Here is a 24,974-nt window from a genome sequence, read left to right as displayed (position 1 = left end):
GCTTAGCCGTTAGCGCCGAAGTCACCTAGTCACGAGAACAAAGGGGACGGAGGTAGTTAACCCAAACGGAGTCAGCCGCCCGTGACCACCAGGCCAACGACGACCACCAACGCCAATAGCAGCGGCAACCCCACTACCGCCAGCTCCAACACGCGAACCATCGGGCGCGGCCGCGCCAGCTTGCGATAAGCGAGCACCCCAAGCACCAACGCTACCGCCGAGATAAGCCCCGACAAGAACAACGCGGCCATATAGAGACCCAGAATGGGCATGCCACAGGCATTGCCGTGGGCCAGCAACTCGCGGGCCTCCGCCTCGCCCCTCAGATAAGCCAAAAGCGGCACCACGATCCACGCGATGATGGTGAGCAGCAGTGAGAGCTTTCGCTTCATCGCACCTTGTCCACCAGGGCCTGCGCTTCGCCCACCAGCGCGGCGTAGACCGGCGTGCCCGGCAGGTGTTGCGCGTAGCACTGATAGAAGTGGCGGGCTGCCGTGTCTTCCAGGCCTTCCGCCTTGTCCACGGTAGCTTTGTCGGAAGACCGAGACGCGCGATAAGCCGCCCACACTGCCTCGGCCTTACTCATGTCTTTTTGATACGCCGCAGCGCAGTCAGGAACATCCGGCACCGACACCGGCTCGTCAAAGATCACCACACGTTCGCCGCTCATCACGGCGACCACTAGCCCGCTGGGCGGATAAGGGGCGGTGACATCCTGCCCCGCGGCGTACAGCGACGCGTGTGCACGCCCCGATGCCACCACCGGCGTGACGGGCAGTTCGGCGTACAGGTAGTAATGCGCATCGTTGGAAATGGCGAAGGTATAAAAGTCCTCGGAGGCAAACGCCTCAGCCAGATCGTTGGCAGGCGACCGCGCCGGGTGTTTGAGGACGTCCGGATCGCTACCCAGCCACGCCACCATCAAAGGCACCGTGGACACATAGGCCTTTGACTTCCCATTCAGCGCATTCACCACCATGGCATCGAGCTTGCCGTAGCCAAGCTCCGGGAAAAGCGTCTCGATGTTGTACGTACCGCTCGACGCGTAACCTTCCAACCGTATCGGCTCGACGATGGCCTTCAGCATGCCCTGCAACTGGTGCAGCACGTCGCTATGCCGGTGTTCGATCGCCGGGTTCACATCGGTCACCGCCTTGAACTCGGCTACAGCTTTGTCACGGACGGCGAGGTAGGCGGTAGCGTCCGCGCCGGAAGCATGCACTGTGGCAACGGGCAGGCTGGCGAGCGTCACCAGCGCAAGGTCAATCACCCATTTCTTAGCGGTCCGTGGAAAGAAAGGCACGCGCGCTTCCTTGTTGTCGCTAGTCAGTGATGCCAAGCACCCTGGAGAAAAGCACCCCGCCTCTTTTTCTCCGAGGTCGCCATCGTGAACTAAGTTCTGCCGTCAGCCCATTCGGTCGGCTTGCCGGCCGAGACAAGGGTAGCGCGTCAAGGCAAACCCCTACAGCGGCCCGTGGCGGCCCTGAGTACTCTCGGTAGGTCGCTCGCGGTGTCTGTTCACCGGTTGCCGCGAGTGACCATGGCAGTGATGTCATGAAGCGCGGGCCGCGAGTGCAACGAACACTCACGACCCGCTAACCAAAGCCAACCTGAGGAGTTGATCTTGGCTACCCACGATCATACGGCACGCGCACGCCTGCCCGTTCCCGCCGGCAGCACCCACACTCTTCCACCCGACACCCTCACGGCGTCGGCGTCGGCACCCCCTCCTGAGCTCGTGTTCACCCGCGAAGACCTCGCCCTGGCTGCGTACGCCCTGACGCGTCTGCGCATCGATCACGAGCAGTGCCTGCACGCCCGCACCCAGGGGTTTCCCCACAAGTCGTTGGAATGGCCGCTCTCGGCCTCCGTGGCCATTGCAGTGGCCACCGCTATCCAGTGCCTTGAACGTCTGGTGGATGGGTCCGGTGAGGCGTTGAGAGTGAACGCTTAGCCCCGTCCTGTGATCGTTCCCCGTGGCGCGTCGATACCCATCGATGCGCCACACCTAGGCGATCACCCACAGCGTCGCAGGACATTCCCCGACACGCATCGATGTCATCCCTGATGCGTCGCCTTGCCGTGCCTGACCGGAAAATCCGATGAATCTGATTCGCCCCGACCCGCAGCTGCGGGTGGACCCCTCATGGCACCTGCGCACCCCCGGTGAGGTGCTGCGGGACGACTACCTGAAACCCCGCGCCATGACCCTCTCCGCCCTCGCCCGCCGCACGGGGATCAGAGCGCCACGCCTGCGTCGGCTCGTGATCGGCGAGGTACCCATGTGCGCCAATGTCGCCCTTCGCCTCGCCGTTGTCCTCGACACCAGTGCGCTCTACTGGATGCTGCTGCAAGTGCAGTGCGATCTGGAGCGGGAACGGCGCGGGCGCGATGTCGCGATAAAGGGGCCAGGTGCTTCTTCCCGTTAGGTCGCCCAGAAAAGGAAGCAGAAAAGCACTCTGCCCTCTCTTCCGCGCTCGCTTGCTAACACCCCAGTTTCATAAGCCAAAGCGGCGGCGTGCCCTCATCCCTTCTAAAGAAGTCTGACCCTACGCTTTCAAGCTCTGCATTTTTTTGCGCGGCCGGCAGATTTTTACGACTTCTAAAGATCCTTCTGATGGGGATACAACAATCGCTCGCTTAATCTGGCCCTGCTCCCGAGAGATCCGCATGACTCCCCGGAGCGAGCGACCGCCCTACTGGCGGAGCACCAACAGCCCACTGACGACGGCTGGATGGACGACAGATGGGCGGCCGCGCAAGCGCCGCCCATTTCCTTTTGAGGCCTCGGCGCGTCGAGGCATAGAAAAGGATCGGAGGCTTTTCACCTAAGGGAAAAGCACTCTGACCCTTTTTTTCTCAAGACCCCTCACCGTACATACTTAACACCACGCGCACTTCCGCCGCCTTGGCATTCCCTCCCAGCCCTGGATAAATCCTTGAGTGGCTCAACCCCATTGCATCGAGATCGGCCATCGCGTGGCCAGCGCCGGCCACAGGCACCAGATACTTTAACAACGCTTTTGAACTATTAGGAAATTGAGCAACGTATTGTTCGAGTGAATCCGATGGTGCTTTCAAATAGCTAAAGCGCCCATGCTGATTTCTAATCCGCTCATTGCCAAAACTTGGCACATCGACAATCTCGCAACCGAACTCCGAACTCCAACACTCGTCGGCACTGTCAAGCACCCAGATTGCGACATGCTTTTCCAAAGGCACTATGTGCCGAATGTGTCCACTGAACGCAAAAAATGCAGCTACGTAAGGGCTCTCGCTCCAATCAAGGAGACGAGTCGGAAGTCCGTGGTGCTGTGCGAGGCTAAGCATGAGAAGCTTATTTTTCCGAACATCAGAGGATATATCCTCGAGTTCACACTCTTTAGCAAAAGCATCCAACAGAAGATCAGCAGTCTTGGCTTTGGTGGCCAACTTACCACTATATCCCTGATACCAGCGATCAAAAGAAGACATCAACGACCAAGATGCGCTGCCTTGGCCTCGGAACAAAAATCTTCCGCGAGAGAATCGCTCCCCGTGAAATAGATCAGCGATAATCCGACTCTTGAAATCTGTCCAGCTTGAGCAGACAACTTCTTCCATACTCGTATCTTCTCCCTGCAAAAGGCCGCAAACAAAGGGGACGGAGGTAGTTAACTGACTTAACTACCTCCGCCCCCTTTACTGAAATTCAATCAAAAATTGAACTCTTGAAGGGCAATGGTGCTTACTGTTTTTCCGTCAAGTGTGGCAGCCTCAAAGCGCCAGCCACGCGTCGCCTCTATGGCTAAATCGCATAGCTTGGGAGCCGTACACTTGACGATTGTTGGCGACGCCGCGCGTCCATCGGTAGTCACGACGTATGCCAACATGACATAGCCGTGAAGCTGAGTTCCATCAGCATTCTCTGGGGCGTGCGGCATAGACCCGGCCACCGGGTGCGGCGACGTATAGTGGTGCTTAGCCAGGTCAAAATCGATGATGTTGTACTGGCTGTCGAGCGCGTCGTGGGCCTTCTGATCCAGCGCTGTTCGGCCGCCCGGAGATAGGTTGTTGTAGGCCACTGGCATGCTCCCAGCAATCGCCAATCCCGTGAACATCAACGATGCGGCCCACGCAATACGTACTTTCATGTCTACTCCCATTTAGGTCCCCTTTACTCGCCTTTACTCGGCGATCCGTGGAGAGAAAGGCGCGAGCGCTTCCTTTTCGCCGCTAGTCAGCGATGCCAAGAACCTTGGAGAAAAGCACTCCACCCCCTTATTTCCCCTGTTGCGGAGCAGCCGGCGCACCACCGACATTGGACGCAACCAGCCCCAGGCCCTTCCAGAATTCCGGCGGATACGTCAGCGTCGGCTGCCCGACCCAGCCGCGTGCAATGTCGAGTTCATAACCGTCACCCACGCGACGGTAGCTCACAGAGTTCAATGCGATGGCATCCCAATCCCCTGTAAAGGTCAGGTCATGAAGCGTCTCGGGGTAGCTGCCATGCCGCAACTTGTAGAGCTCGACAAGCGCAATGGTTGTCTTGAAGTGCTGGTCGCCAAACTTGGCATCTGCTTCCTGCTTGAAGGCGCAGGCTGTGGCGAGCGCGATGGCGAAGAAAACCGCGAGCCATCGGGTGACTTTCAGAAAACGCATACCCCCTCCAACATGACTGCTCCCCAGTTCTGTCGTCACGAGCCGGGCTCAACGCCCCGCCCTACCCGCATCGCTTGTTCGAGAAATGAAGCCGCCTGAGATTACATCTCGGCCATCTTCTGCTCCACTTTCGACCAATCGAGGAGCTCCCGGGTCAACGGCCACGTCCGCCTCATCTTCAGGAATTGGCCCGCGTCCCTCAGAAAGATGGAGACGTATGCCACCGCAAGCAGCCCTGCCCAGAAGCACTGGCCCAAATAGAGCATGGCACCAACCGAACCAATGGCGGCGGCAAGAATGACGACGTAGATACGCCAGTTGTAGAGAAACATAGCGGCTACGGATACATCGCGATCCCGAAGACGCATATAAAGAAGCAGCTGACGACGTTGTGCTCGATTCACCGAAGCATCCTTTTCTGATTGTGCGAAATGCGCCTAACAAAGGGGACGGAGGTAGTTAACTGGCGTAACTACCTCCGCCCCCTTTACTGCGCTTTCACTACGGGGCAGGAATGTGGGCTCTTCTCTCGCTCCGTCATATTGCCACTCACCGCGAGAATCGCCAGGAGGGAAGCAGCAAAGGCCAAGCCAAGCCAGCGCCTGTGAATCGTGCTGACATTCAAAAACCGGTGGCCATACATGCCTTGGGCGATGGCAAACAGATGGAAAAGCGCTATGAACAGCACGAGAAAGATTGCCCAAAGATCATCTGGACGCCTTATGCCATAAGCCCGCAAGGCCAGGACGGTTCCGATAAACGAACCAATTGCTACGGTCAGAGCATCAATCGATGCCTTCCAAATACGCCTTGGAAATCTGCTCGCTCGAATCTTTGCTGGAAGGAATGAATGGCTCGCCAGTTGAACGAATCTCACTGCGCACCAAGCCACGAGGAGAAACATCCACGGACGGCCATCCATGAGCGATACGGACAGGTTGGCTAACGCGTCGCTATTGGATAGAAGGCTCAGGTAGATACCAACGCAAACAAATCCACCAAGGATGATCGCCTGCCAGTAAGCATCCGCTAAATACTGTCGCCAGTATCTGCGTAGCCGCTTTAGCGAAAACCCTTCTGCACCAATCGCCGCCATGCCCAACATCTCCCCTTCTAGCGCTAGCTGACTTAACTACCACCGTCCCCTTTAGCCTAAGGGAAAAGCACTCTGACCCCTTATTTGCGCCCGGCCCTACGTGTCTCGATTCTGCAGAATCACACCCATTCGAGTCAGCGACGGCATTGCCGCCTCTATCTCGATGATCGCCAGCCTTGCACTTTCGACAGTTCGATTAGCTATGAATGTGTAGTAACTCTCGCCCGCCCACCGACGGAGTTCCTTGAGATCTACTTCGGCAACCATCCTCAGGCGCTGCCGCGCATGCAGCGTTGCGAAGCAGGCTCGAACGATCCTTCTCCCGTCTTCATCCTGAAAACAATCGAGCTGATCCATGAACTTTTCGATCATGGGTATGCCTTCAAGTTTTAGCCTCTTTGCGCTAGTTCGAGTTCTTCCTATCAACCCGGTGTCCGCAGCAAATCCGAGGCCATCGACGACGCTATGGAAATGTATGAGACACGACATGAGCTCGTCAGCAATGGCATTTCCAACATTCCACGCCTTTGCGGCGCGAAACTCCTCGGCCTGACGAAGCGGAAGCATCGCAACTCGGATGGCCGTTCTCGCCGTGTAATAGGTGGCTAACGCTGCAGCCGCTCCGGCGAAGCCCGCAAACCACGTAGCAATATCACCCCATTTCTCACCTTCACCCCAACCTGCGTGAGGTGGGTACACAACGAAAATTACAAAGCCCATGCCGAAGAAGAACCCAACCACTAGCGGCCAGGTGCACAGCTTTGCAATGAACGGATACGGACTTCCGCTTCCTTTATTTTCCATAGATGGCCACTAGCCCAATTACAACTAAAGACAAATCCTGTGAACGGAGGTTTTAGCTAATTTAACTGCCTCCGCCCCTTTAGTTCTGCTTTTGTAAGCTCAGTAAAGACTGGCACGCTCTATATAGGCTTCGAATTTCGACTCCGTGGGAACAAAGGTACGGAGATACTCTTCAAACCAAACGTGCTTACCCAATGCTGCCTCATTAGCGATCAGTCCATTCTTGTCGCGCTCGTAAGCAGCCTTGGCGGACATATAGATCGCGGGCCACTGTGGGTCAGCCAGAACGTGAAGAAAGTACACGCCATTCTGCTGAGCAACTAAATCGGCCTTACGCAATTGAACTGTACTGCCGGGACCTGAGTGCATCTGGATGATGTTTTCGTCTATTACGATACGAGGATGTATCGCCCTAGAGGATTCAAGCTCATAGGATCGCGCGATCGCATGACTGTAAGTTAGTTTGTTATTTTGAAAATGCTTCGAATAGGCAATTCCACCGCGAACAAACAGACCTCTCTTCAGAAAAGCCAAGAAAACGGACTTAATGACCTGAAGGAATTCAATGAAATTTGCATGCGTGGTGCATGTCAATATGACGGTATCTGAAATCGCATGAACACCGAATACTGCCGAATTGACTCCATCGAAGCATCTCAGGGCCTCCTCCAAATCATCTTTGAAGGCAAAAGAGCCGCTCTCTTGATCGCCCTTCAACCTGCTGCGATAGCCTAGAACATCTATTAGCGCACAGTAGGCATAGGAGGGATTCATGAAATCGCCTCGGCAAGCTTTGCTATTTCCTTCTTGTAGGCATCCATGCGCTCCTCCCATGGAGTCCAAACGGACCCGTAGTACATGCTTCCGTCCGTTGAAGCTTCCCGCGTATGTTCTTTTTGGATGTCAAATATCGCTCGTCCGAACATCTGAGCGATCGGTGCAAGAACCGCTACATCTCTAATAGATGCCGTGTATGGGTTGTTTTCGTCGAACTCCGCCTTCGGCGTAAGTGCACCCGGGCCAATTAGTGACGTCTTAATTTGCTGCGTGATCTTGTCCTGCCATTTTATGTAGGACTGCTTAGCCTTTGCACCACTGTGAACCTTAAAGTTCTGAACAACTGTGCCCGCAAGCTTAGGCTCACCAACAAACGGAGTAATCTCAAATGGAACGAGCGAAGCGCTTATTATTTTGTGCCGATCCACCCATTCCTTAATAATCGACCCAAGCAGCTTAACTGCTTGATAGCAGAACCGATCGGGAACCAGAGGGATAACCAGCTCATCACAACTCAATATGACGGTACGACTAATAGCACCCGTGCTAGGCCCGACGTCGCACAGTATGTAATCAAAGGATCTCTCATTGCCAAGCGCACGAAGAAGTCTCTCAAAGACCACATAGGAGTTCTTTTCGTGGATGTTTTCGGTGATTGCTTGATTCCACGCAGTACCGAAGTATGTCTCCGCACGCGCGAACTCTAGATCCCCCTTAAAGAGCGACAAATTCTGATACAAAGCATGCGGAACCAACTCAACTGATTTCTGATCAATTACGGCCTGCTGCCCTTTGAATCGGGGCAGAAGAGCCTGATAAATGGACGTTCCGGGTAAATCTATGTCCGGACTATCAGAGTCTTCGGTAGCAGCAAAAAACAACTCGGTAACATTGCACTGGGGATCGCAATCTACGATCAGGACTTGCTTACCCGTGATAGAAAGATAAACAGCCAGATTGAACAGGGTCGTCGTTTTGGAAACTCCGCCCTTGTTGTTGTATAGAGTGACAATTTTAGTGTCCATTTAGCCCCCTGCCTCCGTTCGCTCCACTACAGGCAAAAAAAAGGCGACTTTGAGTCGCCTTTCATCTATTTAATATGTCGGCATCAGCCGCATTTACTATAGCCACAATTCAAGCAAGTCTGACACCCATCCATCAGCACCAGCGCCTGCGTATTGCACTTGGCGCACAGCGTGGCGCCAGGCGGGAAGCCGTTGGCGTTGGTGGGTTCAGCGCTTGCTTCAGCGGCAGGCTTGGCGCTCTTGCCGTTGGCAGCCGCTTCATAAGCAGCGCGCTTTTCGTTGATGAGCTTGCGGGTGGACTCGTCCATCTCCGGGTCGTGGATGAGGCCGATCATCTTCATGTGCTGCTCGATGACGGCGCCGATCTCGGCGACGATGCTGGGCATGTAGACGCCGCCAGCCTTGAAGTAGCCGCCGCGCGGGTCGAACACGGCCTTCATTTCTTCCACGAGGAAGGTGACGTCGCCGCCCTTGCGGAATACGGCGGAGATGATGCGGGTGAGCGCCACGATCCACTGGAAGTGGTCCATGTTCTTCGAGTTGATGAAGATCTCGAAGGGGCGGCGCTGCTCATACTGCGTGCCGGCGTTGAGCACGATGTCGTTGACGGTGACGTACAACGCGTGCTCGAACAGCGGCGACTTGATCTTGTAGGTGGAGCCGACGAGCGTCTCGGGGCGCTCCAGGCTCTCGTGCATCTGGATGACTTCGGCCTTGGGCGCTTCTTTCGGAGCGGCCGGGGCGGGTGCTGCGGCGGACGCGGCCTTGTCCTCGGGCTTTACGACGTTGTAGCCCTTGATCTTCTTTTCGATCTTGATCGCCATGGTGTGTGCTTCTTTTCAGGTGATTGGCGGCGCGCGACAGCTTGAAGTGGCTGGCAAAACCGATGTCTCAGTGGAGACTCGTGGTCCAGAGCATTAAAGGCACTGGATTCCAGCTTTCGCTGGAATGACGGGACTGAGAGGGTGTCGCGTCTTGACGGCTACTTCGGAACGATTCGGCCCGGCGGATGAACGCCGGGCCGAATCGGGTACGGCTTACTTGCGGCGGGCGGCTTTCTTGGCCGGCTTGCGCACGGCCTTCTTCACGCCTGCCTTCTTGCTGGCAGTGGACCTCTTGACCGCCTTGGCGGCCTTCTTACCGGCGGCCTTACGGGCCGTCTTCTTAACTGCGGCCTTCTTGGCCGTCTTCTTGCTGCTGACCTTACGTGCGACCTTCTTGGCGGCAGCCTTACGCACGGCCTTCTTGGCGACCTTGCGTGCGACCTTCTTCACCGCCTTCTTGGCGACCTTCTTCTTGGCGACCTTCTTGGCGGCAGCCTTCTTCACTGCCTTCTTGGCCACCTTCTTGGCAGCTGCCTTCTTGACCGCTTTCTTCACGGTCTTCTTGGCGGCAGCCTTCTTGACGGTCTTCTTGACGGCCTTCTTGGCAGCGGCCTTCTTCACCGCCTTCTTCGCAGCCTTTTTGGCCGGAGCAGCCTTTTTGGCCGCGGCCGACTTCTTCTTGGCGCGAGCCTTCTTGGGGGCAGCGGCAGCCGGCATTACTTCGACTGCGGCAACCTCAACCGGCGCGTCAACGACCATGACGGCTTCATCTTTCATATCAAATTCGGTATCGATGGACATGCGGGTATTCCCCTCCGACGTGGATTTTGGAACTTGTAGTGAGCCTTGCCTCTAGGTATGCCGGTGCTGCTCTCGCAAGCATGCCGGCACCTGGTGGCAGGTACCGGCCGCTAGTTTAGAACTTTCCGTAATACCCTTCCTTCAAGGCATCGAACAGGTTGGCGGCGGAATGCATTTCGCCGTCGTATTCCACTTCTTCGTTGCCTTTCAGTTCCACAACACTACCGTCCTCCAATTCGAAGCGGTAGAGGGTGTTCTCAAGATCAGCTTCTTTCACCAGCACGCCCTGGAAGGCTGCGGGGTTGAAACGGAAGGTGGTGCAACCCTTCAAGCCTTGTTTATAGGCGTAAAAATAGATGTCTTTGAAGTCTTCGTACGGGTAGTCGGTGGGCACGTTCGCCGTCTTGGAGATCGATGAATCGACCCACAACTGCGAGGCGGCCTGAATGTCGACATGCTCTTTGGGCGTGATGTCGTCGGCGGCAACGAAGTATTCGGGCAGCTTGGCCTTGGGGTCGTCGCTGTACGGCATGGCATCGCCGTTGATGAGCGCGCGGTAGGCCAGCAGCTCGTAGCTGAACACTTCGACCTTCTCTTTGGTCTTGCGGCCTTCGCGGATGACGTTGCGCGAGTAGTGGTGCGCAAAGCTCGGCTCGATGCCGTTGCTGGCGTTGTTGGCCAGCGACAGGGAGATGGTGCCGGTGGGGGCAATGGAGCTGTGGTGCGTGAAGCGCGCGCCGGTTTCGGCCAGCTGGGCAATGAGGTTGGGCGCCACGGTGGCTACGCGCTGCATGTAGCGGCTGTACTTGGCGTGCAGCACGCGGCCCGGGATGGTGTCGCCGACTTTGTAGCCGTCGGTGGCCATTTCGGGGCGCTTGCGCAGCATGTCGCCGGTGACGGTGTAGTCACGCGCCAGTACCGGGGCCGGGCCTTTTTCCTTGGCGAGGTCGAGCGCGACTTCCCAACCGGCCACCGCCATTTCGCGGGAGACCTCTTCGGTGAAGGCGACGGACTCGGCGGTGCCGTAGCGCATCTTGAGCATGGTGAGCGTGGTGCCCAGGCCCAGGAAGCCCATGCCGTGACGGCGCTTGGAGAGGATTTCGTTGCGCTGCTGCTCGAGCGGCAGGCCGTTGATCTCCACCACGTTGTCGAGCATGCGGGTGAACACCTTGACCACTTCGCGGTATTCGTCCCAGTCGAAGCGGGCCTTGGGGCCGAACGGGTCGCGCACGAAGGTGGTGAGGTTGACCGAGCCGAGCAGGCACGAGCCGTACGGCGGCAGCGGCTGCTCGCCACACGGGTTGGTGGCGCGGATGTGCTCGCACCACCAGTTGTTGTTCATCTCGTTGACCTTGTCGATCAGGATGAAACCCGGCTCGGCAAAGTCATACGTGGAGACCATGATCATGTCCCACAGGTGACGCGCGCGGATGTGGCCGTAGATCTTGCAGGCGACCAGGCCGTCTTCGCGCTCCACGTAGTTTTCGTGGGTGGGCCATTCGCGCCACACGACCTTGGTGGGGTCGTTGAGATCGATCTCGGTCTGTTCCTTGACGTGCACCGGGAACACCAGCGGCCAGTCCTGGTCGTGCTCCACCGCCTGCATGAAGCCGTCGGTGATGAGCAGCGAGAGGTTGAACTGGCGCAGGCGGCCGTCTTCGCGCTTGGCGCGAATGAATTCCTTCACGTCGGGATGGCTGACGTCGAACGTGCCCATCTGCGCGCCGCGACGGCCACCGGCCGACGACACGGTGAAGCACATCTTGTCGTAGATATCCATGAAGGACAGCGGGCCGCTGGTGTAGGCACCCGCGCCGGACACGTACGCGCCGCGCGGACGCAGCGTGCTGAACTCGTAGCCGATGCCGCAACCGGCTTTCAGTGTGAGGCCGGCCTCGTGCACCTTCTCCAGGATGTCGTCCATGGAGTCACGGATGGTGCCCGACACCGTGCAGTTGATGGTGGAGGTGGCGGGCTTGTGCTCGAGCGCACCTGCGTTGGAGGTGATGCGGCCAGCGGGAATGGCCCCGCGGCGCAGCGCCCACAGGAAGCGCTCGAACCAGTGCTCGCGCAGCTCCGGCGTGGCTTCCACGTCGGAAAGCGCTCGGGCGACGCGCTGGTAGGTTTCGTCGACGCTGCCGTCGACCGGCGCGCCCGATTTGTCCTTCAGGCGGTATTTCTTGTCCCAGATGTCGTAGGACGCCGGCTGCAGCGGGATGGCTGCGGAATCTCGAATTACAGCTGGTGCACGCTGGGTGCTCATCGGCTTCCTGACCTCATCGGTACGGCCTTTCGGCCCCGTTGGTTGTTCTAATCGGCTAAACCGCCCGCGTCAGCCCTTGCACTGGAAAAACGAAGCCAGCGCTACGGCCCGACCGACGTTCCCTGCCCGACCTTCGACAACTCCCCCCGAGTGTCTTGTGACACCAGCTCTTGGGTTGAGTCCCGGCGGTGTCACACAAGATGTTGTGGTCGCGAACGGATGTGAACGTTACCCCCGGTATGCATCGTTGTAAAGTGGTTTTGTCAGCGTTCGACCGATGGAACCGGTGACGGCACGCCGAGTCGAACGACCGTCGATTCGAAAGTGAAAAAGGAGCTTCCATGTTTGCCCGTCTTGTCCGTCGACTGGCCGCCGCGGCCCTGGTTCTGGTTGCCGCTGCGCCGCTTGCCAGTCATGCCTCGCTACCGCCTGTGGTGGACGGTCAACCGCTGCCTTCGCTGGCGCCGATGCTGGAGAAGGTGACGCCGGCGGTGGTGAACATTTCCACCAAGACGCGTGTGCAGGTGCGCAATCCGTTCTTTGACGATCCGGTGTTTCGCGAGTTCTTTGGCCGGCAAGGTGGGTCTCGCTCGCGCATTGAGCAGAGCCTGGGTTCGGGCGTCATCGTGGATGCCGCCAAGGGCTATGTGCTCACTAATCATCATGTGGTGGGCGGCGCTGACGACATCACGGTGACGCTGCAGGACGGCCGCGACTTCAAGGGCAAGCTGGTGGGCACGGACCCGGACACCGATCTGGCGGTGGTGCAGATTCAGGGCACCGGCCTGCAGGCCTTGCCCATGGCTGATTCGTCGCGACTGCGCGTGGGTGACTTTGTGGTGGCGGTGGGCGACCCGTTTGGCCTCGGGCAGACGGTGACCTCGGGCATCGTGTCGGCGTTGAGCCGCTCGGGCCTGGGCGGCACGGGCTATCAGAACTTCATTCAGACCGACGCCTCGATCAACCCGGGTAACTCGGGCGGCGCGCTGGTGAACCTGCGCGGCGAGCTGGTGGGCATCAACACGATGATCTTCTCGCCGTCGGGCGGCAACGTGGGTATCGGCTTTGCCATTCCCACCAATCTGGCCAGCGAGGTGATGCAGCAGCTGGTCACCAACGGCAAGGTGAATCGCGGCAACCTGGGCGTGGAGACGCAGGACATCACCCCGCGCATTGCCAAGGTGCTCAACCTCAAGGACACCAATGGTGCGGTGGTGACGCGCGTGACCACTGGCTCGGCGGCGGAGAGCGCCGACCTTCAGATGGGCGATGTGATCACCGCCATCAACGGCAAGCCGCTGCGCAATGCGCAGGAGCTGCGTAACGCCGAGGGGCTGCTGCCGCTGGGCAGCACGGTGAAGCTGGGCGTGCTGCGCAACGGCACCGCGCGCGAGGTCACCACCAAACTGACGCCAGAGAAGCTCGCGACGCTGGATGGCGCCAAGCTCGATCCGCGTCTGGCGGGCGTGACCTTCAGTGAGCTTCCGCAGAATCTGCGCGGCCAGGGCATCAGCGGTGTCGGCGTGAGTGCGGTGCGCAACGGCAGCCGCGCGGCGCAGGCCGGGCTGCAGGGAACGGACATTGTGATCGGCGTGGGCAACCTGCGCGTGCCGGACCTGCGCACGCTGCAGCGTCTGGCGGGCGTGAATCCGCGTCAGCTCGTGCTGGTGGTGTCGGGGGATGACGGGGTGCGGTATGTGGATGTTCGTTGAGTAGTGCGCAAACGTTGAATGCCTTGCGAAGGTTTTTTTGGGCGTCATCCCAGCGAAAGCTGGGATCCAGTGCCTTTCGCTTTTGGCCGCGACAAAGTCGCTGGATCCCAGCTTTCGCTGGGATGACGGTGTAGGAGAGGTTGCAACGCACCATTCGTGTCGCAGTTCACATGCGACGGTATGGTTTGTGCTGAGACGAGCTAACCGCTCATGAACGGCGTGACGCGAGCGTGCACGCCATCGCGTTTTTACTAACGCATAGCGCCGAATCGCGCTTGATGTTTGGCCCTGAGCTGGCTGAAATAGCCGGGTTCCACTTTTTTTCCTGCACGCGCGCCCTATTCCGGCGGCCTGCGAACACCACTCATCACATCCCGGGGTTCCTCACCGCCATGTCTCTACGACTTTCCCGTGTACTCATCGTCGCGCTGCTCACCGCATGCGCAGCCACTGGCGCAATGGCCGCCACCAAAACCAGCAAGTCCGCCAAGAAGCCCGCCGCGTCTACCGCACCGGCGCTGGTCTGGAGGGGCGACTACGCCACCGCACGTGCCGTGGTGGAGGACGTGAGCAAGGCGTTTGAGAAGAGCGGTAAGGGCCGTATCGAGATCCAGCCGTTCAACACGGCGTCGGGCCTGGACGCGGTTCAGCACGGCCTGGCCGACATCGCCGGCAGTGCGCGCGCCAGCGCCGGTGGCCCGGAGAGCGACCTGGTGTTCACCCCGGTGGCGTTCGATGCGCTGGTGATGATCACGCATCCGTCCAACAGCATTCCCAACCTCACCCCGAAGCAGCTGCACGACATCTACGTCGGCAAGATCACCAACTGGCGTGATGTGGGCGGCAAGGACGCGCCGATCGACCTGTACGCCGTGGCCAGCCCCGGTGACGGCGTGGAATACAGCCTGCGTCGCTTGTTGTTCGGTCGCGGCAACCAGCCGGTGGCTGCGCCGCGTCTGTACGTAAACACGGCCAAGCTGGAAGAGGCTGTGACGCTCGACCCGAACGCGCTGGGCGTGACCACGCTGTCTGCGGTGGCCTCCAACAGCAAGGTGCGCATGATCAGCGTTGATGGCGTGCGTCCGAGCCTTTCCACCATCTCCAACGGTGAGTACGCGCTGTACATCCCGCTGTTCCTGGTGACCAACAAGACCAGCCCGAAGGCCGCGCAGATCCAGACCTTCATGCAGTTCCTGCGCACCGACGAGGTGAAGTCGCTGGCCCGCGCCCACCAGCTGGTGCCGTATATCGATGCGCCGCAGCTGGCCCAGAACGACAAGGCCCGCCGCCAGAAGCTGCTGGCTGAAACCGGCACCAAGATGGATGCCGAAGCCGACCCGATTCCGACGGATGCCGCGGTGAGCGCACCGGTGGCTTCCGCGGCCGCTGCCGCCCCGGCCGCTGAAAAGGCTGCCGCTGCTGGCGAGACCTACACCGTGGCCAAGGGTGACGTGCTGTCGTCCATCGCCAAGAAGTTCTCGGTGTCGGTTTCTCAGCTGCGCAACTGGAACCATCTGTCGAGCGACAACGTGAAGGTGGGTCAGGTGCTGCAGGTGAGCGGCAACTGATTTTGTCCCGCGTGCGCATTCGCGCCCTCACTCTCGATCTGGACGACACCCTGTGGCCGGTTCTGCCGGCCCTGGAACGCGCAGACCGTGATCTGGACGCGTATCTGCGCCAGCACTTTCCGGACGTTGCGCGCGCATGGCCCATACCCGCCATGCGCGCGCTGCGTGCGGAGGTAGCCGCCGAGCGTACTGACCTCGCGCACGACTTCACCGCACAGCGCTACATCACCATGCAGCGCGCGTTTGCAACCTGCGGCATCGAGCAAGCACCGCTCGACACGCTGTGGGAGATCTACTTTTCGGCGCGCAACAGCGTCGAACTCTTTCCCGACAGCCTGCCGGCGCTCGAGCGCATCACGAGCCACTGGCCCATCGCCAGCCTCACCAACGGCAACGCTGACCTGGACCGCATCGGTATCCGCTCGCACTTTGCGCATCACGTGTGCGCCCGCGATACCGGCGTGGCCAAACCTGACCCGCGCATTTTCGCCGCCGCCGCCGAGCGGCTGGGCATGGCGCCGGGGGACATTCTTCATGTCGGCGACGATCCGGAGCTGGATGTTGTCGGCGCGCGCGATGCGGGGCTGCGTACGGCGTGGATCAACCGCGCGGGCCATCCGTGGCCGGGCGCATTGGGCAAGGCGCCCGATCTTGATGTGCGCGATATGAGTGCCCTTGCGGATTGGCTGGAGGCGCAGGGCGAGTAACGCTCCGCGCACGGCAGATTTCGTTGCCTCAACCCCACCTACACCGTCATTCCGGTGCAGGCCGGAATCTAGTGACTGTGGCGCATGGTTGTCGCGGCATCATCCATTGCCGGCAACCGGCCCGCCCGGCGCGACAACCCGGATATATCGCGACTGGATTCCGGCCTACGCCGGAATGACGAGCAAAAGAACGGCCGCACTGGCATACCTAGCGAGAAATGAGCCACTCCCTCGCCCCCCGCACCAAAAGCGAGCATCATTAACGTATCCCTCGTTGTCATAGCGGCCCGCGGGTGCGCCGCGTAAGGAAATTCATGTCTGTCCTGATCGAACGCAAGGCCGGCGAGCGCCAGAGCATCGCCATCGAAACTACTGATCCGTCCCGTTTTGCCGCCACCAAGCGCCGCCTTACCGCTGCGCAACGCCAGTGGCTGGCCTCTTCCGCTTTTGAAGCGGCGCCGGGCACCTTTGTCCCGGTTCCTGACGAAGCCGGCAAACTGGTGCGCGTGCTGGTAGGTGTCGATGCCAACGATCCGCTGAGCGCGCTGGGCGCTTTGCCGCGCACCCTGCCCGAAGGCACCTACCACCTCGCCGACGAAAGCGTGTTCAAGGACACGCTGCCAGTGGCGATGGGTTGGGCGCTGGGCGCGTACGAGTTCACCCGTTATCGCAAAGCGCGCCGCGCTCCGGCGAAGCTGGCTATTTCTACCGCCGATCTGAAAGTGCTGGCGCCGCTGATGGAAGCCACCACCCTGGTGCGCGATCTGGTCAACACGCCTACCGAAGATATGGGCCCCAAGCATCTCGCCGACGCCGTGAAGCAGCTGGGCAAGGCGCATAAGGCCAAGGTCAATGAATGGGTGGGCGATGAACTGCTCAAGGCAAACTTCCCGACCATTCACGCGGTGGGCCGCGCCAGCCATCGCGCGCCGCGCCTGATCGAACTTACCTGGGGCAAGGCCAGCGATCCGAAGATCGCCGTGGTCGGCAAGGGCGTGTGCTTCGACACCGGCGGCCTCGACCTGAAGCCTGCCGACGGCATGCGCTGGATGAAGAAGGATATGGGCGGCGCGGCACATGCGATCGCGCTGGCCGGCCTGATCATGCAGGCCAAGCTGCCGGTGCGCCTGCAGCTTTTGATTCCGGCTGTGGAGAACGCCGTATCCGGCGAGGCGATGCGCCCGGGCGAAGTCATCACCACGCGTGCCGGTATCACGGTGGAGGTGGATAACACCGACGCTGAAGGCCGCCTGGTACTGTGCGATGCGCTCTCTTATGCCAGCGAGCAGAAGCCGGAGCTGATCATCGATTTCGCCACGCTCACCGGTGCTGCGCGCATCGCGCTGGGCCCGGATCTGCCGGCGCTGTTCGCCAACAACGACGACGCCGCCGAACGCGTGCTTGCGGCGGGCCGTGCGGTGAACGATCCGCTGTGGCGCCTGCCGTTGTGGCGTCCGTACCGCAAGATGCTCGAGTCGTACCTGGCCGACATGGCGAACTCGGGCGCGTCGCGTCATGCGGGTGCTATCACCGCGGCGCTGTATCTCGAGCGCTTCGTGCCTGAGACCACGCCGTGGCTGCATCTGGATACGTACGCATGGAACGATGCGGATCGCCCCGGCCGGCCGCGCGGCGGCGAAGCGCTGGGTCTGCGTGCGTTCTTTGCGTTTTTGCAGCAGCGCTACAAGCGTTGATGCAACGCATGGATTGAACACAAAGGGCGACCCACGGGTCGCCCTTTTTTTGTGCCCGCTGCAGGAGCGCGGCGACAGGGATCTAGGTGCCCGGCGACGCCACTCTCGCACCGCGCAACTTTCGCGCCAGCGTGCGCAGGCCACGCAGAATTTTGGGCACCAGCCACAGCAGCAACAGCACGAACAAACCCAGCAACACCAGAAACACCGCAGGGTGCTGCCACATCAGGTACAGGCCACCCATCCACGAGATGTCTTCGCCAATGCTGGCGCCCCAGTTGCTGAAGGGCTCGGGCGAGGTGTTGATCAACGCCCGTCCGCCGGTTTTGGCCAGATGCGTGCCGGACGCCAGTGCGCCACCCAGCAGGCCTGCCGCAAACTGCGCACCGGGTCCGCTATCGCGAAACACACCCCACGCCAGCAAGGCGCCCGCGGGTATGCGAATAAAGGTGTTGAGCGCATCCCACACACTGTCGAACGCGGGAATTTTGTCGGCCAGAAATTCGCCCAGACCCAGCGCGCCAGCCGTGACCAACACCCAGGTATCGGTCAGCACGCGCAGCCCCTCGGGCAAATGCACAATGCCAAGACGCCCCAGCAAGCCGGCGATAAACACGGTGGCATACAGCCGAAACCCGCTGGCCCAGGAAAGGCCGCCCGCGAGGGCCAGGTTCTGCACGGCATCCATACGCATCCCCTCGATGGTGGGGTGATCTCGCTTCGCTCAAGCATGCGCGTGCCGCGGGGGTGACCACAAGCGCACATCACCTGGCCATGTCTTCCGGCCATGTCGTTCGCGCTCGGGGGTTGTCATCCTGCGGGTCGGCTCAATACCGTGCGGCTTATGACGACACTCCGCCCTTGCCTGCTTTCTCTGGCCCTGTGTGCTGCGCTCATCAGCGGCGCACGCGCAGATGACGCCAAACCTGCCACGCAACCACCGCTCAGCGAGCAGACGCTGCGATCCGGCGGCACGATGCCCGCGGAACAACAGCGTCTGCACTTCGAGCATGCCGAGCTGCATTTCAATGTGGACCCTGCGCAGCAAAGCCTGGATGCGACTGCAACGCTGACGTTCAGCGCGCGCGAGGCAACAGACGTTTTGCTGCTGGATCTGGACCCCAACCTTGCCATCAGCAAGATCACTATCGACGGCAAGCGGCTGAACGCGGACCAGTGGAGCAACCCCGAAGGTCGCCTGCGTATCACGCTGCCCAAGCCGCTCGCGAAAGGCGGCAAAACCACCGTCGACATTCGCTACGGCGGCAAACCGCACGTGGCGCAGAAGGCGCCGTGGGATGGCGGCTTTGTCTGGAGTCACACCGACGATGGTCAGCCGTGGGTGGCCTCCGCGGTGGAAGGCGAAGGCTGCGATCTGCTTTGGCCGTGCATCGATCACCCGCAGGGCAAGCCGGATCTGGCGGATATCTATATCACTGTGCCCAAGTCACTTGCTGCACCGGGCAACGGCGTGCTGGTCGACATCAAGGATCACGGTGCCACCCACACGTACCACTGGCGCACCAGGCACCCGGCCACATACGCGATCTCGCTCAACATTGGCCCGTTCGACGTGCTGAAGGGCGATTACCACAGCCGCTACGGCAACACGATTCCGATGCAGATGTGGTATCTGCGCGGTCACGAAGCGCAGGCGAAACAGCTCTTTGGCGAATTCCCGCGCATGCTCGATTTCTTCGAGCAGGAAATTGGCCCCTACCCGTTTGGCGACGAGAAGATGGGCGTGGTGGAAACGCCGCATCTGGGCATGGAGCACCAGACCATCAACGCCTACGGCCATGGCTATCCGCGCAGCGAGTACGGCTTCGACTGGTTGCTGCAGCACGAGTTTGCCCATGAGTGGTTCGGCAACCAGGTGACCAATGCCGACTGGGACGACATGTGGATTCACGAGAGCTTCGGCACCTACATGCAGCCGTTGTACGGCCAGTATCTGTATGGAGACATGCCGTATTTCTCGATGCTGCAGAACGAACGCAGCCTGGTGAAGAATGCATTCCCCATGGTGGCTGGCCGCAGCCTGTTCGAGCACGAGGTGTACAACGCGGAGCACGGGCCGGGCAACGACATTTACTACAAGGGCTCGCTGATGCTGCACACGCTGCGGCAGCTGATCGGCGATCAGGCGTTTTTCGAAAGCGTGCGCCGGCTGGTGTATGGCCGTCCAGATCCGAAGCCTGGCAACTTTGCGCCGCACTACGCCAGCACGCGTGACTACATCGATATCGTCAATCAGGTGAGCGGGCGCGACCTGCACTGGTTCTTCGACGTGTATCTGTACGAGTCGGCGCTGCCTGCGCTGGAAACGCGCCAGCAAGGCAACACGCTGTACCTGCACTGGCAGGTGCCGCACAACAAACCGTTTCCGATGCCGGTCGAGGTGCAGGTGGGCGACCGGCTGGTGACCGTTCCCATGAATGGCGGCGATGCATCGATTCCCGCGCCTGCGGGCTCGCTGGTGATCGTGGACCCTCGCAGCAAAGTGCTACGGGAGATGCCGCACTTCGTCGAGTACCAGCAGTGGAAGAAGGAGCAGGCAGAGATGAAGGCGAAGGTCGCGAAGTAATTTGCTCATGACCGCCTTGTGGGAGCGCATGGTTTCCCACGGGTATAAAAAAAGGCGGCCCATGGGCCGCCTTTTTCGTGGATCGAAGCTAGCGATCAGTGCCCGGCAGGACTCGCCTGCTGCGGCTTGTCAGCGGTTGCAGTGGCCGTAGCCGTGGTCGAAAAGCGGCCGCCATACGGCAGCACCGTTGCCGCCAGCTTGGCATCGCCCTTGATGAGGCCCACCGCGTCGAACAGGATGTGCGCCGTTTCATCCAGCTGCGGATCGGCCGCCTTCTTGGCGTCCTTCTCCTGCTTGAGCTCGGACTTGAGGCTGCGCTCGTTGGCGTTGAGGCCATCGTCCATCGCGACATCGTCCTGACCGTCCACGTCGCCGTCGATGGCTTTGTGACGGGCGCGGAAGTCCGCCTGGATCGCATCCAGGTCCTTACGTTCGACCTGACGCTGCGCGAAGTTGAGCGAGATGCTGGTCTTGTCGCGCATCTTGCGGTACTGCGCCAGCTCATCAAGCATCAGCTTCCAACCCGGCGACTTCGCCGTGCGGGCTTCGTGCTTGGCCTGCAACTGACCGAGGTAGGCCTTGAGGTCGGCCACCGGCTTGTAGTCGGCTGGCGCAATCTGCGTCCACGGCAGTGCGTTGTCGTAGGTGGACTCGCCGAAATCCTTCTCGTCGCCGTTCTTCGGATACTGGATATCCGGCGTCACGCCCTTGAGCTGGGTGGAGCCGCCGTTGATGCGGAAGAATTCCTGGATGGTCATCTTCAGCTCGCCGAATTGCGGCTTTTCCTTGGTGCTGTGCGTGAAGCGGTCGAGGTCGACCAGGTTCTGCACGGTGCCCTTGCCGAAGGTCGGCTGACCGATGATCAGGCCACGACCGTAATCCTGGATGGCGGCGGCGAAGATCTCCGACGCCGAGGCCGAACCGCGGTTTACCAGCACAGCCATCGGGCCGCTCCAGGACATGCCCGGATCGTCGTCGCCCTGCACCTGCACTTCACCGCGCGCATCGCGCACCTGCACCACCGGACCCTGGTCGATGAACAGGCCGGTGAGTTCGTTGGCTTCGGCCAGCGAGCCGCCGCCGTTGTTGCGCAGATCCATCACCACGCCTTCGACGCCTTCGGCCTTGAGCTCGCCGAGCAGCTTGGCCACGTCGCGGGTCGCGCTCTTGAAGTTCTTGTCGCCTTCGCGGCGCGCGCCGAAGTCGGAGTAGAAGCTCGGCAGGTCGATCACACCGATCTTGCGGGTGACGCCGGCGTCCTTGATCTCGATGACCTTCTTCTTGGCCGCCTGTTCTTCGATGCTCACCTTCTGGCGCACCAGCGAGATGAGCTCGTGCTTGCCGTCCACGCCCGCGTCAGAAGGCAGGATTTCCAGGCGAACCGTGGTGTCCTTCTTGCCGCGGATGTGCTTCACCACGTCATCGAGGCGCCAGCCGATCACGTCGACCATGGGGCCGCTGGTGCCTTCGCCGATGGCGACGATGCGATCGCCCACGTGCACCTTGCCGGACTTGGCAGCGGGGCCGGCCGGCACGATCTCACGGATGGCGGTGTACTCGTCGCGTGCCTGCAGCACGGCGCCAATGCCTTCCAGCGACAGCTTCATGGAGATGTCGAAGTTCTCCGCCGCACGAGGGCCGAGGTAGTCGGTGTGCGGGTCGGTGGATTCGGCGTAGGCGTTCATGAACGACTGGAACGCGTCTTCACCATCGAGCTGCTTCACGCGATCGATGTAGCCGGCGTAGCGCTTGTCGAGCGTCTTGCGGATGTCGTCGTCGGCCTTGCCGGCGAGCTTGAGGCGCAGCCAGTCGTTCATGGTGCGCTCGCGCCACAGCGCGTCGAGCTCAGCCTGATCCTTCGGCCAATCGGCCTTCTTGCGATCGTAGTTGTAGCTTTCGTTGGTGTTGAAGTCGAAACCCTGCTTGAGCAGGCCGCGCGCATAGTTCATGCGTTCGATGGCGCGCGTGACGTAGAAGTTGAACATCGAGAACGGACCGGTGAGGTCCTGGTTCCAGATGGCGTCGTCCAGCTGCGTCTTCAGCGGCGCGAACTTGGCCAGATCCGCCTGGGTGAAGAACACCTTTTCGCCATCGAGGCTATCGAGATAGGCCTTGTAGATCTTCTGCGACATCGCATCGTCGAGCGGCTGCGCGTCGTAGTGGAACCGCGTGAGGAAGCGCGCGGAGAGCTGCGCTGCCTGCGACTGGTTGGTCGTGGGCTTCAGCGGCAGCGTGGAAAACTTGCGCGGCGCGGTGTCGCTATCGGTCAGATCAGCGGCGGACTGCGCGTGGACACCGACTCCGGTGACGGCAAGGGCAAGCAGCAGGGCTAGCGAGGGGCGCAGTTTCATAAGGTCTCGATGGCGTGCCAGTTCAGTTAGGCGTGCTCAGTGACGCCTGCAGCATGGGCCTGCAGGTCGGCGTGGTAAGACGAACGCACCAGCGGGCCGGAAGCGACGTGATGGAAGCCCATCGCCTCGCCGGCTTCGCGCAGCGTTTCGAACTCTTCCGGGGTCCAGTAGCGGATCACCGGATGGTGGTGCGGGGTGGGCTGCAGGTACTGACCGATGGTGATCATTTCCACGTCATGCGCGCGCAAATCGCGCATGGTTTCCAGCACCTGCTCCATGGTTTCGCCGAGGCCCAGCATGATGCCGGACTTGGTCGGCACCTCCGGATGCTGCGCCTTGAAGCGCTTGAGCAGATCCAGCGACCACTGGTAGTCGGCACCCGGACGCACTTCGCGATAAAGGTGCGGCACGGTTTCCAGATTGTGGTTGAACACGTCCGGCGGGAAGTCCTTGAGCACTTCCAGCGCACGCTCCATGCGGCCCTTGCCGCGGAAGTCGGGCGTGAGGATTTCGATCTTGATGTTCGGGCTGGCGTGACGCGTCGCGCGGATGCACGCAGCGAAATGCTCAGCGCCGCCGTCACGCAGGTCGTCGCGGTCCACCGAGGTGATCACCACGTACTTCAGGCGCATGTCGCGAATGGTCTCGGCCAGACGCGCCGGCTCCATCGGATCGGGCGCGGCCGGGCGGCCATGGGCCACGTCGCAGAACGAGCACCGGCGCGTGCACACTTCGCCGAGGATCATGAAGGTGGCGGTGCCCTTGCTGAAGCACTCGTGGATGTTCGGACACGAGGCTTCTTCGCACACGGTCACCAGCGAGTTCTCGCGCAGGCGCGACTTCAGCTGCTGCACGGCGTTGCCTTGCGGCAGGCGCACGCGAATCCAGCTGGGCTTGCGGAGCGTCGGCACGCTCGTGTCAAAACCGGCGCGATTCAGGCCAATTTTGTCGTTACCCACCTGCTTTTCGACGGGCGCGCCGCCAACAACACTGATCGGGATGACCTTGGAAGTAGACATTTCGCTCATGTAGGCAAGCTCAGACCGCTACGCGAGCGGGTAGTTCAGGGAGGATGGGGGCGGCCGGTTCGGCGACGAATCCGAACTGGCGACAGAACTCGTCCACCAGGGCGTCTTCGACGTCCGACAGGCGCGACGGACCGCCCAAGTCTAACACCTGAGTGACCGCCAAACCCTTGTAACCGCAGGGGTTGATGCGGTGAAACGGCTCAAGGTCCATGTTCACGTTGAAGGCCAGGCCGTGGAAGCTGCAGCCGCGACGCACGCGCAGGCCGAGCGCGGCCACCTTGGCCCCCGCCACGTAGACGCCGGGGGCGCCCTCGAGACGTTCGGCGCCGATATTCCAGTGCCCCAGCGTATCGATGATGGATTGCTCGATCTTGTTGACCAGTTCGCGCACGCCGACGCCGGCGCGGCGCAAGTCAATCAACGGATAGCCCACGATCTGGCCGGGACCGTGGTAGGTCACCTGGCCGCCTCGGTCCACCTGAACCACCGGGATATCGCCCGGCGCCAGCACGTGCTCGGCCTTGCCGGCCTGGCCCTGGGTGAATACCGGATCGTGCTCCAGCAGCCACAGCTCGTCCGGCGTGTCCGGGCCCCGGTTGTTGGTGAAATGGCTCATGGCCTCCCAGGTCGCGGCATAGGGCTGGCGACCGAGGCGGCGGACTTTGAGCGGCAGAGACATGCGGGACGGGCCTGGGGGACGGGGCTAAGTATCTGCGGCCGTGAGAGGGCCCTTGCAAGGGCTGAAAGTCACCAGTGGCGTGGCGGGCACGGCCGGCCCGCCACGTCAGAACGCCTCAGAGCGTATAGCGGATATCCGGATCGGCCCGCAGCGTCGAGTGCGCCAAGTCGTACTGTTCGCGCGTGTCGCAGCGGAAGCTGACCGTGACGGAGAGGAAATTGCCCTCCCGCGAGTGGCGGTGCTTCACCGTCTCATGCAGCACGTGCAGGCCAATGCCTTCCAGGATCTGCGGCACGCGTGCCTGCAGATCGGCGCTGGCATTACCCATGGCGGTGATTTCGAATTCACCGGGGAACTGGAAGCCCTGTCCTTCCTTCTGGGCCTCGATGGAGTCGATATCGCGCATCAGTGCACCTC

General features: G+C 60.7%; 25 protein-coding genes. 7 read left to right on the top strand and 18 right to left on the bottom strand.

The window, feature by feature from the left end:
- Positions 1-71: 71 nt before the first annotated feature.
- Together OQE56_RS04405 and OQE56_RS04400 are read right to left on the bottom strand one after the other, a co-directional pair.
- Positions 72-392, bottom strand: a complete 321-nt coding sequence (locus OQE56_RS04405) for a hypothetical protein (RefSeq protein WP_267221982.1) — start codon at positions 390-392, stop codon at positions 72-74.
- Complete coding sequence (locus tag OQE56_RS04400; RefSeq protein WP_267221980.1) at positions 389-1,303, bottom strand: hypothetical protein; 915 nt, start codon at positions 1,301-1,303, stop codon at positions 389-391. The genes OQE56_RS04405 and OQE56_RS04400 overlap by 4 nt, the downstream gene beginning before the upstream one ends.
- A gap of 321 nt (positions 1,304-1,624) precedes the next feature.
- Between OQE56_RS04400 and OQE56_RS04395 the strand changes: the two genes are divergently transcribed.
- Both OQE56_RS04395 and OQE56_RS04390 read left to right on the top strand, forming a co-directional pair.
- On the top strand, positions 1,625-1,954 hold the full coding sequence (locus OQE56_RS04395) for a hypothetical protein (protein ID WP_267221978.1): 330 nt from the start codon (positions 1,625-1,627) through the stop codon (positions 1,952-1,954).
- Positions 1,955-2,102: 148 nt separating this feature from the next.
- The gene (locus OQE56_RS04390) at positions 2,103-2,429 is read left to right on the top strand and encodes a HigA family addiction module antitoxin (protein ID WP_267221976.1); all 327 of its coding nucleotides are present in this window, start codon (positions 2,103-2,105) and stop codon (positions 2,427-2,429) included.
- Between the two features lie 430 nt (positions 2,430-2,859).
- Here the strand turns inward: OQE56_RS04390 and OQE56_RS04385 are convergent, their stop codons facing one another.
- From OQE56_RS04385 to OQE56_RS04335, 11 genes are all read right to left on the bottom strand, one after another.
- A complete protein-coding gene (locus tag OQE56_RS04385; RefSeq protein WP_267221974.1) occupies positions 2,860-3,603 on the bottom strand; it encodes an FRG domain-containing protein in 744 nt (247 codons plus the stop codon).
- Between the two features lie 92 nt (positions 3,604-3,695).
- Complete coding sequence (locus OQE56_RS04380) at positions 3,696-4,133, bottom strand: energy transducer TonB (RefSeq protein WP_267221972.1); 438 nt, start codon at positions 4,131-4,133, stop codon at positions 3,696-3,698.
- 127 nt (positions 4,134-4,260) lie between these two features.
- Entirely contained in the window at positions 4,261-4,641 is a 381-nt protein-coding gene (locus OQE56_RS04375; protein ID WP_267221970.1) for a hypothetical protein, read from the bottom strand.
- A 101-nt stretch (positions 4,642-4,742) separates the two neighbouring features.
- Positions 4,743-5,045: a hypothetical protein gene (locus OQE56_RS04370; RefSeq protein WP_267221968.1), complete on the bottom strand. Its 303-nt coding sequence runs from the start codon at positions 5,043-5,045 to the stop codon at positions 4,743-4,745.
- Positions 5,046-5,128: 83 nt separating this feature from the next.
- Positions 5,129-5,737 (bottom strand): hypothetical protein, encoded by a 609-nt coding sequence (locus OQE56_RS04365; RefSeq protein WP_267221966.1) that lies wholly within the window; start codon positions 5,735-5,737, stop codon positions 5,129-5,131.
- A gap of 96 nt (positions 5,738-5,833) precedes the next feature.
- Entirely contained in the window at positions 5,834-6,541 is a 708-nt protein-coding gene (locus tag OQE56_RS04360) for a hypothetical protein (protein ID WP_267221965.1), read from the bottom strand.
- Positions 6,542-6,640: 99 nt separating this feature from the next.
- A complete protein-coding gene (locus OQE56_RS04355) occupies positions 6,641-7,315 on the bottom strand; it encodes a hypothetical protein (protein WP_267221963.1) in 675 nt (224 codons plus the stop codon).
- Entirely contained in the window at positions 7,312-8,343 is a 1,032-nt protein-coding gene (locus OQE56_RS04350; RefSeq protein ID WP_267221961.1) for a ParA family protein, read from the bottom strand. Before OQE56_RS04350 ends, OQE56_RS04355 begins: the two co-directional genes overlap by 4 nt.
- Before the next feature lie 83 nt (positions 8,344-8,426).
- Positions 8,427-9,167, bottom strand: coding sequence for a TSCPD domain-containing protein (locus OQE56_RS04345; protein ID WP_267221958.1), 741 nt, complete (start codon positions 9,165-9,167; stop codon positions 8,427-8,429).
- Positions 9,168-9,380: 213 nt separating this feature from the next.
- Entirely contained in the window at positions 9,381-9,968 is a 588-nt protein-coding gene (locus OQE56_RS04340; RefSeq protein WP_267221956.1) for a histidine biosynthesis protein HisIE, read from the bottom strand.
- 115 nt (positions 9,969-10,083) lie between these two features.
- Positions 10,084-12,231, bottom strand: a complete 2,148-nt coding sequence (locus OQE56_RS04335; RefSeq protein ID WP_267221954.1) for an adenosylcobalamin-dependent ribonucleoside-diphosphate reductase — start codon at positions 12,229-12,231, stop codon at positions 10,084-10,086.
- Between the two features lie 341 nt (positions 12,232-12,572).
- Between OQE56_RS04335 and OQE56_RS04330 the strand changes: the two genes are divergently transcribed.
- From OQE56_RS04330 to OQE56_RS04315, 4 genes are all read left to right on the top strand, one after another.
- The gene (locus OQE56_RS04330) at positions 12,573-13,943 is read left to right on the top strand and encodes a Do family serine endopeptidase (protein ID WP_267221953.1); all 1,371 of its coding nucleotides are present in this window, start codon (positions 12,573-12,575) and stop codon (positions 13,941-13,943) included.
- Between the two features lie 392 nt (positions 13,944-14,335).
- The gene (locus OQE56_RS04325) at positions 14,336-15,511 is read left to right on the top strand and encodes a LysM peptidoglycan-binding domain-containing protein (protein WP_267221951.1); all 1,176 of its coding nucleotides are present in this window, start codon (positions 14,336-14,338) and stop codon (positions 15,509-15,511) included.
- An 11-nt stretch (positions 15,512-15,522) separates the two neighbouring features.
- Positions 15,523-16,218, top strand: a complete 696-nt coding sequence (locus OQE56_RS04320; RefSeq protein ID WP_267221949.1) for an HAD family hydrolase — start codon at positions 15,523-15,525, stop codon at positions 16,216-16,218.
- Between the two features lie 314 nt (positions 16,219-16,532).
- On the top strand, positions 16,533-17,912 hold the full coding sequence (locus tag OQE56_RS04315; RefSeq protein ID WP_267221947.1) for a leucyl aminopeptidase family protein: 1,380 nt from the start codon (positions 16,533-16,535) through the stop codon (positions 17,910-17,912).
- An 82-nt stretch (positions 17,913-17,994) separates the two neighbouring features.
- Here OQE56_RS04315 and OQE56_RS04310 read toward each other — a convergent pair whose 3' ends face one another.
- Positions 17,995-18,600 (bottom strand): DUF4126 domain-containing protein, encoded by a 606-nt coding sequence (locus OQE56_RS04310; RefSeq protein ID WP_267221946.1) that lies wholly within the window; start codon positions 18,598-18,600, stop codon positions 17,995-17,997.
- A gap of 156 nt (positions 18,601-18,756) precedes the next feature.
- Between OQE56_RS04310 and OQE56_RS04305 the strand changes: the two genes are divergently transcribed.
- Positions 18,757-20,499 (top strand): M1 family metallopeptidase, encoded by a 1,743-nt coding sequence (locus OQE56_RS04305; protein ID WP_267221944.1) that lies wholly within the window; start codon positions 18,757-18,759, stop codon positions 20,497-20,499.
- 95 nt (positions 20,500-20,594) lie between these two features.
- On the opposite strand, the gene OQE56_RS04300 is transcribed toward OQE56_RS04305, so the two are convergent.
- The 4 genes from OQE56_RS04300 to OQE56_RS04285 form a co-directional block, all read right to left on the bottom strand.
- Entirely contained in the window at positions 20,595-22,850 is a 2,256-nt protein-coding gene (locus OQE56_RS04300; protein WP_267221942.1) for a carboxy terminal-processing peptidase, read from the bottom strand.
- A 26-nt stretch (positions 22,851-22,876) separates the two neighbouring features.
- On the bottom strand, positions 22,877-23,878 hold the full coding sequence (lipA, locus tag OQE56_RS04295) for a lipoyl synthase (protein WP_267221940.1): 1,002 nt from the start codon (positions 23,876-23,878) through the stop codon (positions 22,877-22,879).
- A gap of 10 nt (positions 23,879-23,888) precedes the next feature.
- Positions 23,889-24,557, bottom strand: a complete 669-nt coding sequence (gene lipB / locus OQE56_RS04290) for a lipoyl(octanoyl) transferase LipB (protein ID WP_267221939.1) — start codon at positions 24,555-24,557, stop codon at positions 23,889-23,891.
- A gap of 115 nt (positions 24,558-24,672) precedes the next feature.
- Positions 24,673-24,963: a YbeD family protein gene (locus OQE56_RS04285; RefSeq protein WP_267221937.1), complete on the bottom strand. Its 291-nt coding sequence runs from the start codon at positions 24,961-24,963 to the stop codon at positions 24,673-24,675.
- Between the last annotated feature and the right edge of the window lie 11 nt (positions 24,964-24,974).

The organism is Dyella silvae, assembly GCF_026421305.1.
Lineage (GTDB): Bacteria > Pseudomonadota > Gammaproteobacteria > Xanthomonadales > Rhodanobacteraceae > Dyella > Dyella silvae.
This window is presented reverse-complemented; position numbering and strand designations above follow the sequence as displayed.

What these genes read in the sequence shown, in the direction of transcription:
- OQE56_RS04390 (WP_267221976.1), top strand. Translation starts at nt 2,103, where the DNA reads ATGAATCTGATTCGCCCCGACCCGCAGCTGCGGGTGGACCCCTCATGG.
- OQE56_RS04305 (WP_267221944.1), top strand. Translation starts at nt 18,757, where the DNA reads ATGACGACACTCCGCCCTTGCCTGCTTTCTCTGGCCCTGTGTGCTGCG.
- OQE56_RS04310 (WP_267221946.1), bottom strand. Translation starts at nt 18,600, where the DNA reads ATGGATGCCGTGCAGAACCTGGCCCTCGCGGGCGGCCTTTCCTGGGCC.
- lipA (WP_267221940.1), bottom strand. Translation starts at nt 23,878, where the DNA reads ATGAGCGAAATGTCTACTTCCAAGGTCATCCCGATCAGTGTTGTTGGC.
- OQE56_RS04385 (WP_267221974.1), bottom strand. Translation starts at nt 3,603, where the DNA reads ATGGAAGAAGTTGTCTGCTCAAGCTGGACAGATTTCAAGAGTCGGATT.
- lipB (WP_267221939.1), bottom strand. Translation starts at nt 24,557, where the DNA reads ATGTCTCTGCCGCTCAAAGTCCGCCGCCTCGGTCGCCAGCCCTATGCC.
- OQE56_RS04355 (WP_267221963.1), bottom strand. Translation starts at nt 7,315, where the DNA reads ATGAATCCCTCCTATGCCTACTGTGCGCTAATAGATGTTCTAGGCTAT.
- OQE56_RS04300 (WP_267221942.1), bottom strand. Translation starts at nt 22,850, where the DNA reads ATGAAACTGCGCCCCTCGCTAGCCCTGCTGCTTGCCCTTGCCGTCACC.
- OQE56_RS04325 (WP_267221951.1), top strand. Translation starts at nt 14,336, where the DNA reads ATGTCTCTACGACTTTCCCGTGTACTCATCGTCGCGCTGCTCACCGCA.
- OQE56_RS04375 (WP_267221970.1), bottom strand. Translation starts at nt 4,641, where the DNA reads ATGCGTTTTCTGAAAGTCACCCGATGGCTCGCGGTTTTCTTCGCCATC.
- OQE56_RS04350 (WP_267221961.1), bottom strand. Translation starts at nt 8,343, where the DNA reads ATGGACACTAAAATTGTCACTCTATACAACAACAAGGGCGGAGTTTCC.
- OQE56_RS04315 (WP_267221947.1), top strand. Translation starts at nt 16,533, where the DNA reads ATGTCTGTCCTGATCGAACGCAAGGCCGGCGAGCGCCAGAGCATCGCC.
- OQE56_RS04330 (WP_267221953.1), top strand. Translation starts at nt 12,573, where the DNA reads ATGTTTGCCCGTCTTGTCCGTCGACTGGCCGCCGCGGCCCTGGTTCTG.
- OQE56_RS04335 (WP_267221954.1), bottom strand. Translation starts at nt 12,231, where the DNA reads ATGAGCACCCAGCGTGCACCAGCTGTAATTCGAGATTCCGCAGCCATC.
- OQE56_RS04380 (WP_267221972.1), bottom strand. Translation starts at nt 4,133, where the DNA reads ATGAAAGTACGTATTGCGTGGGCCGCATCGTTGATGTTCACGGGATTG.
- OQE56_RS04360 (WP_267221965.1), bottom strand. Translation starts at nt 6,541, where the DNA reads ATGGAAAATAAAGGAAGCGGAAGTCCGTATCCGTTCATTGCAAAGCTG.
- OQE56_RS04365 (WP_267221966.1), bottom strand. Translation starts at nt 5,737, where the DNA reads ATGGCGGCGATTGGTGCAGAAGGGTTTTCGCTAAAGCGGCTACGCAGA.
- OQE56_RS04345 (WP_267221958.1), bottom strand. Translation starts at nt 9,167, where the DNA reads ATGGCGATCAAGATCGAAAAGAAGATCAAGGGCTACAACGTCGTAAAG.
- OQE56_RS04340 (WP_267221956.1), bottom strand. Translation starts at nt 9,968, where the DNA reads ATGTCCATCGATACCGAATTTGATATGAAAGATGAAGCCGTCATGGTC.
- OQE56_RS04285 (WP_267221937.1), bottom strand. Translation starts at nt 24,963, where the DNA reads ATGCGCGATATCGACTCCATCGAGGCCCAGAAGGAAGGACAGGGCTTC.
- OQE56_RS04405 (WP_267221982.1), bottom strand. Translation starts at nt 392, where the DNA reads ATGAAGCGAAAGCTCTCACTGCTGCTCACCATCATCGCGTGGATCGTG.